This window comes from Rhizobium sp. 01L419 (assembly GCF_056400025.1).
Genome location: NZ_JBFTSM010000003.1, coordinates 85821 through 100613, shown reverse-complemented (window position 1 = coordinate 100613; position 14793 = coordinate 85821). Strand labels below are relative to the sequence as shown.

At 61.7% G+C, this 14793-nt stretch carries 13 protein-coding genes; 3 read left to right on the top strand and 10 right to left on the bottom strand.

The features are described from left to right. Positions 1 to 29: 29 nt before the first annotated feature. Positions 30 to 611, bottom strand: coding sequence for a transglycosylase SLT domain-containing protein (locus AC1DUP_RS07430; protein ID WP_115035732.1), 582 nt, complete (start codon positions 609 to 611; stop codon positions 30 to 32). Positions 612 to 668: 57 nt separating this feature from the next. Next, positions 669 to 1613, bottom strand: coding sequence for an alpha/beta hydrolase family protein (locus AC1DUP_RS07425; protein WP_477832313.1), 945 nt, complete (start codon positions 1611 to 1613; stop codon positions 669 to 671). Between the two features lie 86 nt (positions 1614 to 1699). On the opposite strand from AC1DUP_RS07425, the gene AC1DUP_RS07420 reads away from it, so the two are divergent. Further along, on the top strand, positions 1700 to 2281 hold the full coding sequence (locus AC1DUP_RS07420; protein ID WP_477832312.1) for a TetR/AcrR family transcriptional regulator: 582 nt from the start codon (positions 1700 to 1702) through the stop codon (positions 2279 to 2281). On the opposite strand, the gene AC1DUP_RS07415 is transcribed toward AC1DUP_RS07420, so the two are convergent. The 8 genes from AC1DUP_RS07415 to AC1DUP_RS07380 form a co-directional block, all read right to left on the bottom strand. Then, positions 2282 to 2842 carry a dihydrofolate reductase family protein gene (locus AC1DUP_RS07415; protein WP_477832311.1) on the bottom strand — a complete coding sequence of 187 codons (561 nt, stop codon included), beginning with the start codon at positions 2840 to 2842 and terminating at the stop codon, positions 2282 to 2284. It abuts the gene before it with no gap. Positions 2843 to 3068: 226 nt separating this feature from the next. Continuing rightward, entirely contained in the window at positions 3069 to 3869 is an 801-nt protein-coding gene (locus AC1DUP_RS07410) for a TIGR02186 family protein (protein WP_113298486.1), read from the bottom strand. Continuing rightward, positions 3869 to 4792 carry a sulfite exporter TauE/SafE family protein gene (locus AC1DUP_RS07405; protein WP_113298487.1) on the bottom strand — a complete coding sequence of 308 codons (924 nt, stop codon included), beginning with the start codon at positions 4790 to 4792 and terminating at the stop codon, positions 3869 to 3871. The genes AC1DUP_RS07410 and AC1DUP_RS07405 overlap by 1 nt, the downstream gene beginning before the upstream one ends. Before the next feature lie 212 nt (positions 4793 to 5004). Beyond that, positions 5005 to 8757: a peptidoglycan-binding protein gene (locus AC1DUP_RS07400; RefSeq protein WP_477832310.1), complete on the bottom strand. Its 3753-nt coding sequence runs from the start codon at positions 8755 to 8757 to the stop codon at positions 5005 to 5007. Positions 8758 to 9042: 285 nt separating this feature from the next. Then, positions 9043 to 9408, bottom strand: coding sequence for a VOC family protein (locus tag AC1DUP_RS07395; protein ID WP_113298489.1), 366 nt, complete (start codon positions 9406 to 9408; stop codon positions 9043 to 9045). 87 nt (positions 9409 to 9495) lie between these two features. Next, the gene (locus AC1DUP_RS07390; RefSeq protein ID WP_113306978.1) at positions 9496 to 10197 is read right to left on the bottom strand and encodes an SDR family NAD(P)-dependent oxidoreductase; all 702 of its coding nucleotides are present in this window, start codon (positions 10195 to 10197) and stop codon (positions 9496 to 9498) included. Positions 10198 to 10273: 76 nt separating this feature from the next. Beyond that, positions 10274 to 10957 carry a DNA-3-methyladenine glycosylase I gene (locus AC1DUP_RS07385; RefSeq protein WP_115035726.1) on the bottom strand — a complete coding sequence of 228 codons (684 nt, stop codon included), beginning with the start codon at positions 10955 to 10957 and terminating at the stop codon, positions 10274 to 10276. A gap of 78 nt (positions 10958 to 11035) precedes the next feature. Then, positions 11036 to 11425, bottom strand: coding sequence for a hypothetical protein (locus tag AC1DUP_RS07380; RefSeq protein WP_113298492.1), 390 nt, complete (start codon positions 11423 to 11425; stop codon positions 11036 to 11038). A 221-nt stretch (positions 11426 to 11646) separates the two neighbouring features. On the opposite strand from AC1DUP_RS07380, the gene AC1DUP_RS07375 reads away from it, so the two are divergent. Both AC1DUP_RS07375 and AC1DUP_RS07370 read left to right on the top strand, forming a co-directional pair. Then, a complete protein-coding gene (locus AC1DUP_RS07375) occupies positions 11647 to 13440 on the top strand; it encodes an acyl-CoA dehydrogenase C-terminal domain-containing protein (protein WP_113306976.1) in 1794 nt (597 codons plus the stop codon). A gap of 138 nt (positions 13441 to 13578) precedes the next feature. After that, on the top strand, positions 13579 to 14787 hold the full coding sequence (locus AC1DUP_RS07370; protein WP_113306975.1) for an acetyl-CoA C-acetyltransferase: 1209 nt from the start codon (positions 13579 to 13581) through the stop codon (positions 14785 to 14787). Positions 14788 to 14793 lie beyond the last annotated feature (6 nt).

Genomic DNA, 14793 nt, shown 5'->3' with positions numbered 1-14793 from the left:
CTCCCTTCTCGCTGGAGAAGGGAAGGGGCTCAATTACATTCCTGCAACTGCTGCTGATAGCTCCCCGCCATCTTTGCGAATTTCCCTGCCGTCTGCTGCAGCTGTCCATTGTTGCGCCAGTCGCCGCGCTTGTAGCCGGTCGGGCCGGAATAATAGGCGAGGTAGAGATTGTAGGCGTCGTTCGCAGGAATGCCAGTCGCCTGGCTGTTGCTGTAGTGGTACCAGCCGATGAAATCGATCGCGTCGGCGAAGTTGGTACGCGTCGCGGCCCAGTTGCCGGTGGCGGACTGATAGTGGTCCCAGGTCCCGTTCAGCGCCTGCGAATAGCCGTAGGCCGTCGAAGGCCGTGTCCAGGGAATGAAGCCGAAGAGTTTCGTGCGCGGCGGCCGCGCATAGGGCTGGAAGCCGGACTCGACATACATGGTCGCCATCAGGATCGGCACCGGCACGCCGTATTTCTTCTCTGCACGCTCCGCAGCACCCTGCCAGCTGGTGAAGAGGCCATCCTTCTGGTCGAAGACGGCGCAGATATTTCTCGTCTGGCGGGGTGCGGTCGCGCAACCAGCAAGCAAGGCCAGCCCAACAGCCGCAAGCACGGTACGAGTACGCATGATACAAACCTCTCGTTTCCGAGAGATTACTAACTCGTAAACGTTAAAGAGCGGTTTTTACGCGAATACGAGATGTTCCGGTGGCCTTTTTGCAGGCCAGGGATTGGTCCCGTTCCGCAGCCAGAGAAGTGTGTCGAGCCAGAAACCGGCGGCGTGGCGCGCGTGAAAAAGATCGAAATGCCCGATCCTCGGAAATCCGAGCTCATCGGGCGTCAGCAGCACTTCCTCCACCTTGGCGTTGCGATAATGGGAAAGACCGCGGCGAATGGCTTGGACAGTCGCAATCTCGTCGTCCGAGGCAGTGACGCTGAGGATGGGTGCATGAAAATTCTCAAAGGTCCGCGCCGCGCCGGCCTCTTCTGTCGCTGGTGAATGACGTTCGATCCATGTCCGCTGGAGCGCCCAGTCGAGTGCCACACCCTTCGGCAGATCCTCCAGCCAGCCGAAGCGCCGTCCCGGAAAATAGCCGAACAGCAGGGTCGCTGCGGGCATGGCTACGTGCCATTTCAGGAACAGCCGCCATCGATGCGTTCGAGCATAGTCCCGCCAGTGGCCATATTGTGCGCCGACCGCCAGCATGCGCGTGATGCGGTCTGCATGGGCAGAAATACCCGGCAGGAAACCGCCGATGCTGTGTCCTACAACGAGAAGCTCGCGGCCGGACCGCATAGCTTCCATGAAAAGCAGCGCCGCGTCGAAGTCCTGCTCGCCCCAGTCCCGCCAGCGATAGCGGCAGCCACGCAAGCGTTCCGGGCGCGAGAGGCCGATGCCGCGATAGTCATAGGTCAGCACGTCGAAGCCATGCTCGGCGAGAAAACGCGCATAATAGTGGTAATAGCTTGCCGCAACGCCGGTTGCCGGATTGATGATGACGCTGCCATTGCCGCCATTGTCGGCGCCACGCCAGAAATGGCCATGAAGTTCGACGCCGTCGCGGCACCGTATCGAGACGGATTCCGCTTTTCGTGCAAGCTTGTTTTGCCTCCGCTTGCCGTCCGGCATGCATGATCTCCTGTGCGACGCTTCAGCGGGTACGATAGGCAGATACGTGCATTGATGACACTCACTAGTCGGTATACATTGGGTGAATGGCGAGATCAGGATCCGATACGCGCGAACGCATTGTCGCCGCTGCCGCAAAGCTCTTCTACAGTGAGGGGATAAGGGCAGTCAGCGTCGATGCCGTGGCCGAGAAGGCGGCTGTCACGAAGCGTACCCTCTACTATCATTTCGACAGCAAGGATGAACTGATCGCTGCCTATCTCGAGACCCGCGACCAGCCCAACCTCGCTGTCTATCGACGGTGGTTCGCGGAGACGAAGGGGGATCTGCCTGCGAAGATAAAGGGGATTTTCGAAAACCTGGCCCGCTCGGCCCGGCATCCGAAATGGAAGGGCTGCGGTTATCTGAGAACATCGGCCGAGCTTGCGAACATGCCTGGCCATCCCGCCATCAAGGTCGGTGCCGCACATAAGAAAAATGTCGAGGAATGGCTGGCTTCTCTCTTCGAGGAGCAACATTCGTCCGAGCCGTCAAAACTCGCTCGCCAGATCGTTTTGCTGCTCGACGGTTCTTTTGCCGCGGTGCTCCTGCATCGCGACCCCACCTATATGGAAACTGCAGGGGAGGCGGCTGCTGCCCTGGTGGCTGCAGCCAGCGCGGGCAAATGATCAGGCTGCCCTGACCGGTTCGTAGCGCAGGATCACCGCGCCGCTTTTCGTCACCGAGGAGTCGAGCAGTTTCAACGGCTGCTGGGCTTCAGCGGGCTTGAAGTGCGGGTTGCCGCCGCCGAGGATGACGGGAACGAGGCAGATCCGGATTTCATCCACCAGCCCCGCCTTCAACAGGGTATCGGCAAGCTCGGCGCTGCCGAAGATGAAGATCGTTTTGCCGCCCATATCCTTCAGCCGCTTCAGTTCAGGCACGGGATCGCTGACGACGCGCGTATTGTTCCAGTCCGCCTTCTCCATGGTCCGCGAAACGGCGATCTTGGCGATGTCGTTCATGTAAGCCTTGATTTTGTCTTCGCTCTCCGCGCTCGGCCAGTAGGCGGCCATGCCCTCATAGGTCTTGCGGCCGAAGACCAGCAGATCGCCTTCCTCGCCGAACTGCTCGGCATATTTTTCAAGCTCCGGTCCCCATGCCAGATTGTGGAAGTCGATATCCCAGGGCTTCGATCCTTCGAAATAGCCATCCAGCGTCATCAGGTTCCAGACGATAAGCTTTCTCATTTCATCCTCCATCGACTGTGCTAGTTTAAAAACCAGTTGCTTAAGACAACTGGTTTTAGCCTGACCGATAGTGAATTGCAAGCGGTCTCGGGCGGGAGATGCAGGGGTGTGCAGCTTTGGCAGCACAAGGCATCGGGAAAAGCTCCCGTCGTTCGGTCGATCACGCGCCCGGATATTTGATTGAAGTCTGGCTGAAAGTGGTCGCGAGAGGGCGGAATGCGCCCGATCAGTCCTTGCGGAAGATCAGGCTGGCGCCCCATCCCGTCAGCACTGCCAGCAGCACCGAAAGGCAGCCGTAGAGGATGGGCTGCTCATGGGCAGCATCGGTGATGGTCTGCTCGATACCCGTCTTGATGACGCGCAGCGGCTGCGATTTCTGCGTCACGAACTTCCCGCTCTTGAACAGGTAGGCACGCACTGTGTGCACGCCGTTTGGAATATTCGCCGGCAGCCGCAGGCTTGCCTTGAAGAGATTGGAGGAGACGAAGCGCACGCCGCTCGGATCGCGCTCGTACAGTCCGCCCCCCTGCTGCAAGCGACGAAAGGCGGTGCGGAATTCGTTGAGACTGTTGAAGTTGCCGGCAAAATCGATCGGCCGCAGCGGAATATGGTCGATACCGATACCCTCGCCGGTCAGGTCGAGTGGCGTCGTTATGTCGTCGATGGAACGCGAGCTCGACATCGAATAGGAATGCGGCACATCGGCGAAGGTCATGGACGAAGCATTGATCCAGATACCGAAGACCCGCTCTTTCCTGCGCACCGTGGCGTCTTCACGCGGACCTTCCAGAACCACGATAACGTCATACTGGCCGATGGCGAGCAGCAGGTCGTCGGTATTCGTCACCGCACCGAAAATCGTCAGGTCCGCGCCGCGAAAATCGGAGGTGATGGCGATTTCGCTGGTGGAGGTGCCGATTTCCAGCCCCTCCCGCTCGGACTGCGTTCCCTGCCCGGGCAGCATCTGCGCCGCCGCCAGTGATGGCGGCAAAAGTGCGAACAGCAGGGCAAGAACGCGCCAAAGCATCAGTTTCCTGCTCCCATGACCACCGAATAGATATCTTCGGGCGTCACGACCAGCGCGACGGCAAGGCGCAGGCCGACCGCGAGAACCAGGAGACCGAGTAGCGCGCGCAACTGTTCGCCGCGCAGCCGCTGGCCGACGCGCACGCCATATTGCGCGCCGATGACGCCTGCGAGCATCAGGAAGAAGGCGAGTACGATATCGACCGAATAGTTGGTCGCTGCCTGCACGATCGTCGTATAGGCGGTCACGAAGATGATCTGGAAGAGCGAAGTTCCGACGACCACATTGGTCGGGATGCGCAACAGGTAGATCATCGCCGGCACCATGATGAAGCCGCCGCCAACACCCATGACCGAGGTGAGGATGCCGATCGAAAATCCCAGCGCCACGATCGGGATGACGGACAGATAAATCTTCGATTTCTTGAACCGAACCTTGAGCGGCAGCTTGTGTACCCAGTGCTGGTGGCCGGGACGGCGCGGAGCCGGCGCCTCGTTGCGGGCGGCGCGGCGCATGGCATTGACGCTCTCCCACAGCATCAGCCCGCCGACGGTACCAAGGAAGACGACGTAAAGAAGCGAGATGAAGAGGTCGAGCTGACCGATGGCGCGCAGCAGCGAAAAGATCCAGATACCGAGTGTCGCGCCGGATAGGCCGCCGACGAGAAGCACCGAGCCGAGCTTCATATCCAGCGTGCCACGCCTGAAATGCGTGATTGCGCCCGAGATCGAGGAGGCGACCACCTGGTTGGCGCCGGTTGCGACGGCGACGACCGGCGGGATGTTGTAAAAGATCAGAAGAGGGGTGATCAGGAAGCCGCCGCCGACGCCGAACATGCCGGACAGGAAGCCGACGGCTGCCCCCATGCCGAGAATGATGAAGATGTTCACCGACAATTCTGCGATTGGCAGATAGATTGTCACAGCCGACCTCGATTATCGCCGCGCCCGCCGCGGCGGCCTGTCTCACGTTTCCGTTCGAATGGCGCATCCTACTGTGAAATCGTTGCCAGAGGCTTTCGAAGGAAAAAACGCGATCAGCCGGATGCGGGCCCCGATATGTCCCGCATAATCCGGCTTTTTTCAGGTTTTGTGACAGCCGGCTTTAAAAGCCGGAAAGCGTAATGGTTTAGTGCTTATATGGCCTTGGCGCCCGGTTTGTTACGCTCCAGAAGCGCCTTCACCGTATCGTCGTTGATCTTGCCGGTCGGTTCCTGGCCGATCGACTTCTGGAAGTTCTTGATGGCGGTCACCGTCTTGGCGCCCATCTCGCCGTCGGGTGCTCCTGCGTCGAAGCCGTTGTTGTTGAGGATCGCCTGGATGTTGCGGATCGCCTTTTTCATGTCGATGGTTGCCGTCTTCGGCGCAGCGCCGCTTGCCCATGCATCGGGGATCTCGATGCCGTTCGCCTTGTTGTCGAGCGGCTGCGGCTTCCAGAGGTCGGCCTTGGCGCGGGCGCGTTCAAGCTGGTCCGGCTTCATGGCATTGGCCACTTCATCGCGCTTCTGGGCGGCGTCCTTGTCGCCGGCCTTGGCGGCGATCGCGAACCATTTGTAAGATTCTTCCAGATCCGCCGGAACGCCGTTGCCGCGGGCACACAGGATGGCCAGATTGAACTGGCTGTCAGTGATGCCGAGATCGGCGGCCTTCTGGAACCAGGATGCTGCCGTCGAATAGTCCTGCTGGCCGAGCGCACCGGAAGCATAGAGCACGGCGAGATTGTGCATGGCGCTGGCATTGCCTTGGGCCGCGGCCTGCTCATAGAGGCCCTTGGCCTTCTGCACGTCGCGGTCGACGCTGTTGCCCTTCTCGTACATGCTGCCGAGACGGTATTGCGCCGGTGCAAAGCCCTTGTCGGCCGAAAGCTGGTACCAGCTCGCTGCCTGCTTCTGGTCGGCGGCGAGCCCGTTACGGCCTTCGGTATAACGCGCGCCGATCTCGAAGAGCGCCAGCGCATCGCCGTTGCGCGCCGCATCGGCAAGCGGCTGCGGCTGAACCGCGTCGGGAACGATGATGGATGCAGCAGCAGGAGCTGCCGGTGCCATCGCCGGGACAGTGGGCGCGTTCGGAACGAAAGCTGCAGACTCCTGCGCCGGTGCCTGGCCGAAGCCCTCGGCTCCCTCGCCATCAAGCGGCGTGGCATCGGTCAGATGATCGGGCGTTGTCGCCTGCGGCTCTGCGGGAGCGGCCGCCTCGGGGGGCGTTGTCTCCAGTACCATAGCCTGCGATTGGGCAGCCGTTTCCGGTGCCGTGGCTTCCGGGGCAACCGGTACTGGTGCCACAATATTGGCCTGCGGCGTTTCGGTAGCGCCGGTCAGTGCCGAGACTTCAGCCGGCGGCGGGGCCTTTTCGCCCGTCGTCAGCGTGCGGGCGAGCGGGAAGGCCATGATGGCAAGCAGCACGGCGCCGACTGCCAGCAGGATCGGCCGGCGGAAGCGCGCGAAGGCGCCACCCTTGCCGGCTTTCTCCGGCTTTGCGGCGCGGCGTTCGGCACGCGTCGCCGGCTTTGCGCCGCTGTCGATTTCCATGGCGGCGGCCTGCGCGGCGCGGCGCGCGGCGGCAATATAGTCTGCCCGGTCGTTCTCCGTGGCAGGCTTGCCGCGCTGGGCGTTCTGGCTGGCGCGTACGCGCTCCAGGATCCTCTTCACGTCGGGTGCACCGGAGCCCGGTTCCAGCAGCTCGTTTGCCGCTTCGGCCGGCACCACATCGATGGGATCGATGGACGGCGCAGGATCGATGACGGTGCGCTCTGTGGTTTTTATTTCCGTCTTGCGGACAGGTATCAGCTTGCGGCCGAGGCTTGCAAGCAGACTGCCCTTGGCGGGCACGGCCAACTTTTCCGACTGGCTGGTGGCTTCGATGGCGATCGCACTCGTGCTGTCGGCCAATGCCGGTTCCGGCGTGCGGCTTGGCGCCTCTTCAGCAATATCAGCCGTACGCAGCACCGGCGAGGCCTTGGGCGCCTGCATCACCGCAGCCTTGGCTGGCTCCCTGCCTGCATCGACCAACGCATAAGGATCGACGTCGAAATCTACATCGTCAGCCTGCATCCTGGCAGGGCGTACCCTGTCTTCCATGCTGTCCAGTCGGTCGGCGATGTGCACCAGCGTCTCGTGCAGGGCCTGGAAAGTCTTGTGGGTACGCTCTTCACCGTTGCGGCTCAAATCTTCCAGATGCCGCAGGTCTTCGGCCAGCGCGACAAGCGCCGACATATCGGCGGCCGCGGGTGCGGTTCCCTGTACCCCGCCGTTACGGGAATAGGCATCGACCACAGCTTCCGCCGCCTGCCGTGCGGCCTCGATGATATATTCGTCGTTGGTCGCGATATAGTCTTCGATCGCGCCCATGCGGCGGTCCAGATCGACCGATGCCTCGGCGTTTTCTCGCGGCGTGCTCAGCAGCTCGGAGAGATTGGCGATCTGATCTTCGAGGTTCTTCAAGGCGCGCGCATCGGTCGGCGCGGCCGCCGTGCTTTCCTCCAGCCGTGCGGCGATGTCGCTGAGCCGCCCTTCGAGACGGCGGAAGGCGCTGTCGTCGATTTCCACCGCCGGGGCAGGGCGGATTTCCATCTCGTCGATACGGCGTGCGAGATAGTCGAGCCGCTTTGCAAGCGCGTCATTGACCGAGCCGTTTTCCAGCGCATCGATCTTGCGGGAGATATCGGAGAGCGCGCCGGTCAGGTCCTGTTGCGGCGCAGTCTTGTGCGTGCGTTCGAGCAGGTAGGAAAGCTGCTCCAGCCGCTCGTCGAGCCGAGAGGTCGCTTCGGTATTGGCAAGGTCTTCCACCCGCGCCGTCAGCGCCTCCAGGCGGCCCGCCATCTCGTCGGCGGGGTTGGGGCGGCTCATGGCGGCCCGGCCCATCAGCTCGATCTGTTCGCCGAGTGCGGAGAGGCGGCTTTCCAGCCGCTGCATCAGCGCCGGGTCGGTACCGGCCGCCACGCGCCCGCCGGCGGCAATCGCGCGGCTGATCTCGTCGAGCCGCGTATCCATGGCCGCGAATTGCTCGGACATGATCCGGTCGTGCGGCTGGATCATGTTGCCGAACTGCTCGACGGCCGACGCAATCGTGATGAGCTTGTCTTCGAGTGCGCGCACGGCCGGGCTTTCGCCCATGTCGCCGAGATGCCGCTTGATATCATCGAGCCGGTAGGCGAGCGAAACCAGCTCTTCCTGGAGCCCGGCCGTATCGAGATCGGCCAAGCGGCCTTCCACATTGTCCCAGCGCTGCTCTATGTGGCGCAGCGAATCCTCGCGCGCCAGCCCGTCCATCAGCGAGCGCAGCTCTTCGAATTCGGTGCGCAGGCCGGTGGCTTCCGGCCCGGTCGAGCGGGTGGTGAGCTGCGCAATGCTCTGCGACAGGCGGCCCATGTCGGCGCGGATGTCGTCGGCGAAATACTGGCCCTGAGCACTGGTCTTGATCTCGCGCAGCTCGCTGCGCAGCGAATTCATTTCGCGTGTCACGCCTTCGGAAATATCGCGCTTCAGGTCTTGCCGCAGGTTGACGAGCGCTTGGGCGATTTCCGTCATCGTGTCGTCGGATGCGCGGTAAACAGGGGTTGCCGGCTGCGGCGCCGAAGCACGCTGCGGGGCAGGGGCCGGTTCCCGGAGATAGGCTGGCGCCGCTTCGCGCGTATAGGCCCGCTCGCGGTTCTCTCTGGTAGCGTCGAGCGCACGCTGGCGCTGGCGGATTTCCGCAAGCGGATCGGCCGGGCGCGGTGCGGGGGAATTGGGATAAAGATCGCGTTCGGGCGTCGGGCTGCGCGGCCGCTGTTCGCGCCCGCTGCCCATCAGTCCCTCGATCCGCGCTTCCAAACCCTCGATAGTGCGGTTCAACGCATCGAGCGAGGTCCTGTCGGAATGCCGGGAAGAATGTGATCGCGATCCGTTCATGTTCTTGCTCGCTTCGATTGCCCGGTCAGGGCCCGATCATTGCCTTTCCCGAAGCGCACCAGGGCACGCGCCGGAGAGCACCATCCATGAGGAAATAGTTAATTAGACTTTCCTCAAGCTGGACAGATTGTTAGCGGCACTCCTGAAACGCGAGACAAAGAAAAGGAATGCAGATCGCCAATGCTCACCGCGCACCTTTTACGAAACGTGGTAAAGAACTCGTTAACCCGGATGAGAATTTTTTAACTTTTGCCGGTTTCGGGCCAATTCGGAGCCCGGAAATCTTCAGATCGGCCGCTTATACTGCAGCTCGATCTTCACCCCTTCAGGTCCGTAGATGAAGACCTGTCCGAGGTCGGTATCGGGAATATCGAGATATTCGTAGCGATAGCCGCTCGCCTTGATGCGGGCGAGCGCCGGTTCGAATTCGAAAAGACTGAAAGCCACATGGTTGAATATGCCGGGCGGAAAATCAGCTGCGCGTGAAGTAAGGCTCAGATGGATGACCGGCTTGTCATCCAGATAGAGCCAGTGGCCGCGTGTAGGGAAGGGCGGCCGGTAGCCTTCCTTCACACCGAGAATGCTTTCGAAGAAGCCAATCATGACAGGCGCATCGCGCGTTTCGATTGTCACATGGTCCAGGCGCAGCATCATCCCCTCCCAAGCTGTCGAAGCCGTCCCAATCTTATCGGTTTCCGCACCTTCAGGAAAGCAGTTATGCCGCGCGACGCCGCCGGATCAGAAGCTCTCCGTCCAGGGCCGCAGTTCCACCTCTTGCGACCAGGCGCTGCGGTGCTGCAGCAGAACGTCGATATAGGACTGCGCGATCGCATCGGGCGAAAGCATACCGTCAGGCCTGTCTTCCCGATCGGGTCGGGCCTCGGATCGCACGCCGCCGTCGATAATGAAATGCGCCACATGGATACCAAGAGGCCCGAGTTCGCGGGCAGCACTTTGCGCCAGTCCGCGCAGCGCGAATTTTCCCATGGCAAAGGGCGCCGATTGCGCAAATCCCTTGATGCTGGCCGTTGCCCCTGTCAGCAGGATCGCGCCGCGCTTCTGCGGGATCATGCGTTTCGCCGCCTGCTGGGTGACGAGGAAGCCGCCGAAGGCGCTGGTGGCGATCGCCTTTTCCACCTCTTCGGGATCGAGTTCGGCGATCGGCCCGCGTACCCTGCCGCTGGCATTATAGACCACGACGTCAGGTGCGCCGATTTCCGCATCCACGCGCTCGAATAGTGCCGAAATGGCAGCTGGCTGCGAAGCGTCCGTGGCAAAAGCCTTGGCGCCTGTTTCGTCGAGCAGCGGCCCGAGCTTGCCGATATTGCGAGCGGCAAGACTGACCTTCACGCCGCGCTCTGAAAGCTTGCGGGCGAGCGAACCGCTGATGCCGGAACCGGCGCCGACGATCAGCGCGCTACGATAGGGAAATTCGGCCATGATCTTCTCCTTCGGATGAACCTTCCGGAGAGGTAGGCAGTCGCGCGCCTCCAAAAAACAGCCGGCCGGAAATATTTCACTTTTCTGGAGCGTCGATCGAAAGCCCGCAGATGCGCGAGAGATAGGCGAGCGGCAGCCCCGTTTCCTTGGCCCAGCGGTTGAATGTCTGCTGGATCAGTTGCTGGTCCTTCTTGCCGGTTCCGGATGCCGAAAGCGGAATGCCCGCGTCCCGCAGGCAGGCGAGCACATCTGATGTCATGATGAACCCGTCGCGGCCGATGCCGCGCAGGAAATATTGCCCGGTGGCTCCGCCCAGCCGGTTGCCGCGCTTGCTGAGCATGTCAAGCAGGCCGATATGGTCCTCGCGTGGCCAGTCCGCAAAGAAGGCGCCGGCGCTTTCTGTCTCTTTCGCCAGTTCGCGCACGAAGGCTGCATTGGCGCGCACCGACATGATCTTCGCGCCGTTCTTGACGATACGGTTGTCGCTCGTCAGATCATGCCAGTATTCGTCGGGAGCGATGTTGAGGGCAGCGGGATCGAAGCCGTCGAAAGCCTCTTCGAAGCCCGGCCATTTATTGTCGATGACCTTGTGCACGAAGCCGCTGTAGAAGATGCGACGCGTCATCTGCGAAAGAATGCGGTCATCAGGCAAAGCGCGTAACGCATCCCGATCCGGCATCGCCGGCAGAAGCGCCTTCAGCGCATCGGCGCCGCCTTTTCGCTGCTCGGCACGCTGGCGGATGATATCGAAATCGCTCAAGGCTTCGCTCCCGAATGGACCTTACTGGCGCAAGCCTATTCCGGGAGCTGCCTTATCTTCAAGCCATGCGATGGACGCTCAGGCCTCTACGGTTTCGCGAACCTCATCCAGCAGGAAGTGCACGACCAGATAATCGGTCTTGTACTGCCGTCCGCTGTCGCTCACCTTCTCTTCGCAGCCGCCATCGGCAGGATGCCAGGGGTGATAGTGCGGATTGGTGACGATCAGCGTCACTGCCTTGCCGGCATAAGGCCCTTCTGCCGGCCGGAAACGCATTTCGGCAAGCGGCCAGATGCGTTCATAAGTTTCCATGGGGATGCGCACTCTCAGCGCCTTGCGCGGAGCCGGCGGCTCCTCATGCGCAACCAGTCTTTCGCCGTTGACCGGTTCGACCGTCACGGGCTCGATGGTCACTTCCTCCGCCGCATCGAAAATGGAATTGAACTCCGCAGGCCACGTTCTTCTCATGAAATAGCTCCTCCCAAGCTGCTTCTGCCGGTTTGGATAAATGTAGCGCGCTTAGCCGGAGAAGAAAACGGGGGCGAGAGGATTCTGTTTGAAGCGCCTGCCTTCGCCCACTTCACAAAATCGCGCACACGCAGAATTTGACGTTTACGGAAACGTCAATATTTTGTAAGAGAGTCCCAAGGCCGGAGCGATCCGGTTGCCGAATTGGAGGAATTCGAACGATGCCAATCTACAAGGCCCCGGTGAACGACACGCTCTTCGTGCTCAACGATGTGCTGGGTCTCGAGCGCTACAACAATCTCCCGGGTTTTGCCGATGCCACGCCTGATATGGTGGAGGCCATTCTGGGCGAGGCGGCGAAGGTGGCCGAGGAAGTTCTTTTTCCGCTGAACTATTCCGGTGACCAGGAAGGTTGCGCACGTCACGAAGACGCCACGGTGTCGACGCCGAAAGGCTTCAAGCAAGCCTACCAGGCCTATCGCGAAGGTGGCTGGATCGGCCTTGCCGTACCGGAGGAATTCGGCGGTCAGGGCCTGCCCTATACGCTGCATGCTGCCGTCGGCGAGTATACCTCGGCCGCCAACATGTCGCTGATGATGTATCCGGGCCTGACGCAAGGCGCCATCGCCGCCATCCTCGTCCATGGCACTGACGAGCAGAAAAGCACCTACCTGCCGAAGATGGTGGACGGCAGCTGGTCCGGTACCATGAACCTCACCGAGCCGCATTGCGGCACCGATCTCGGCATGCTGCGCACCAAGGCCGTGCCGCAGACTGATGGCAGCTACAGGATATCGGGCCAGAAGATCTTCATCTCCGCCGGCGAACATGACTTGGCCGACAACATCGTCCACTTGGTGCTGGCCCGCATCGAAGGCGCGCCTGAGGGCACCAAGGGCATCTCGCTCTTCATCGTTCCGAAACTCCTCGTCAATGAAGACGGCAGTCTCGGTGCCCGCAACGGCGTTTCCTGCGGCGCGATCGAACACAAGATGGGTATCCACGCCAACGCCACCTGCGTCATGAATTACGACGAGGCGACGGGCTTCCTGATCGGTGCGGAGAACCGCGGCCTCAACGCCATGTTCGTGATGATGAACGAGGCCCGTCTGATGGTCGGCCTGCAGGGCATTGCCATTTCCGAGATCGCCTATCAGAACGCCGCCAGCTATGCCCGCGATCGCATCCAGGGCCGCTCGCTGTCAGGCGTGAAGGCGCCGGACAAGAAGGCCGATCCGATCATCGTCCATCCGGATATCCGCCGCGCGCTGATGACCATCCGCGCCTTTAACGAGGCCGGCCGCGCCTTCCTGCTCTGGACTGCGTTGAAATCCGATATTGCCCACCGCGCCAGCGATGAGAAGGAGCGTGAGACGGCCGATGACATTCTCGGCCTTGTCACGCCGATCCTCAAGGGCGTGATGACTGACAAGGGCTTCGATCACGCCGTCATGGCCCAGCAGGTCTTCGGCGGCCACGGCTATATCGAAGAACAGGGCATGAGCCAGTATGTGCGCGATGCCCGCATCGCCATGATCTATGAAGGAGCGAACGGCATCCAGGCGCTCGATCTCGTCGGCCGCAAGCTGGCGCTGAACGGCGGCCGCGCCGCGATGGCGCTCTTCAAGGAGATCGGCGATTTCTGCGAGGAAAATCGTAGTGACGAGCAACTCGGTTTCTTCACAAAGCACCTGAAGAAGGGCTTGAACGATGTGCAGGGCGCGACCATGTGGTTCATGCAGAATGCCATGGCCAAGCCCGACAATGCCGGCGCCGGCTCGACCGATTACATGCACCTCTTCGGCCTTGTCGTTCTCGGCTATATGTGGGCGCGCATGGCCAAAGCCGCCAACGAACGTCTTGCCGCCGGCGACGCCAGGGAGGACTATCTGAAGAACAAGCTGATCACGGCGAAATTCTTCATGGAGCGCGTAATGCCGGAAACCGCATTGCGCAAGGCCCGCATCGAAACCGGCGCCGACACGATGATGGAACTGGCCGCCGACGCGTTCTGATTGCTTCCCCTTCTCCCCGGTGGGGAGAAGGTGGCCCAAAGGGCCGGATGAGGGGCCGCAGGCGCAGCTTTCTCCGGTTCCAGCCCGCCGGACGACCGAAATTCACCGGCGCGTTCGCGCCGCCAGGGAGATGAGACAATGACCGAGGTTTTCATTTACGATCACGTCCGAACACCCCGCGGCCGCGGCAAGAAGGACGGCGCGCTGCATGAAGTGCCCTCCGTACGCCTCGCGGCAAAGACGCTGGAGGCAATCCGCGACCGCAACGGGCTGGCTACGGAAACGGTCGATGACATCATCATGGGCTGCGTCGATCCGGTCATGGATGCCGGCGCCGTCATCCCCAAGGCTGCGGCGTTCGAGGCTGGTTACTCGATCAGGGCGCCCGGCATGCAGATCTCCCGCTTCTGCGCCTCCGGCCTCGATGCCGTGAATTTCGGCGCCGGCAAGATCGCGCAGGGTGCCGATGACATCGTCATCGCTGGTGGCGTGGAAAGCATGTCCCGCGTCGGCCTCGGCATGTCCGGCGGCGCCTGGTTCATGGACCCTTCGGTGAACTTCCCGGCCTATTTCATGCCGCAGGGCGTCTCGGCCGATCTCATCGCCACCAAATATGGATTTTCCCGCGACGACGTCGACGCCTATGCTGTCGAAAGCCAGAAACGTGCGGCGAACGCCTGGGAAAAGGGCTGGTTCAAGAATTCCGTGATCCCGGTCAAGGACCAGAACGGACTGACCATCCTTGCCCATGACGAGCACATGCGCCCCGGCACCGATATGCAGGCGCTCGCCTCCCTCAATCCCTCCTTCCAGATGCCCGGCGAAATGGGTGGCTTCGAAGCCGTTGCCATCCAGGCCCATCCGGAAGTCGAGCGCGTCAACTACGTCCACCACGCCGGCAATTCCTCCGGCATCGTCGACGGTGCCGCGGCTGTCCTCCTCGGCTCGAAAGCTGGCGGGCAGAGCATGGGCATGAAGCCTCGCGCCCGCATCAAGGCTTTCGCCAATATCGGCTCCGACCCGGCCCTGATGTTGACCGGTCCGGTCGACGTGACCGAAAAGCTCTTGAAGCGATCGGGCATGACGCTTGCCGATATCGACCTATTCGAACTCAACGAAGCTTTCGCCGCCGTCGTGCTGCGCTACATGCAGGCCTTCGACATCCCGCACGACCAGATCAACGTCAATGGTGGCGCCATCGCCATGGGCCATCCGCTCGGTGCAACCGGCGCCATGATCCTCGGCACCGTGCTGGACGAGCTGGAGCGCCGCGATCTCAATACCGCATTGGTCACCCTCTGCATCGGCGCCGGCATGGGCACGGCCACCGTCATCGAACGCGTCTAAGGGAGA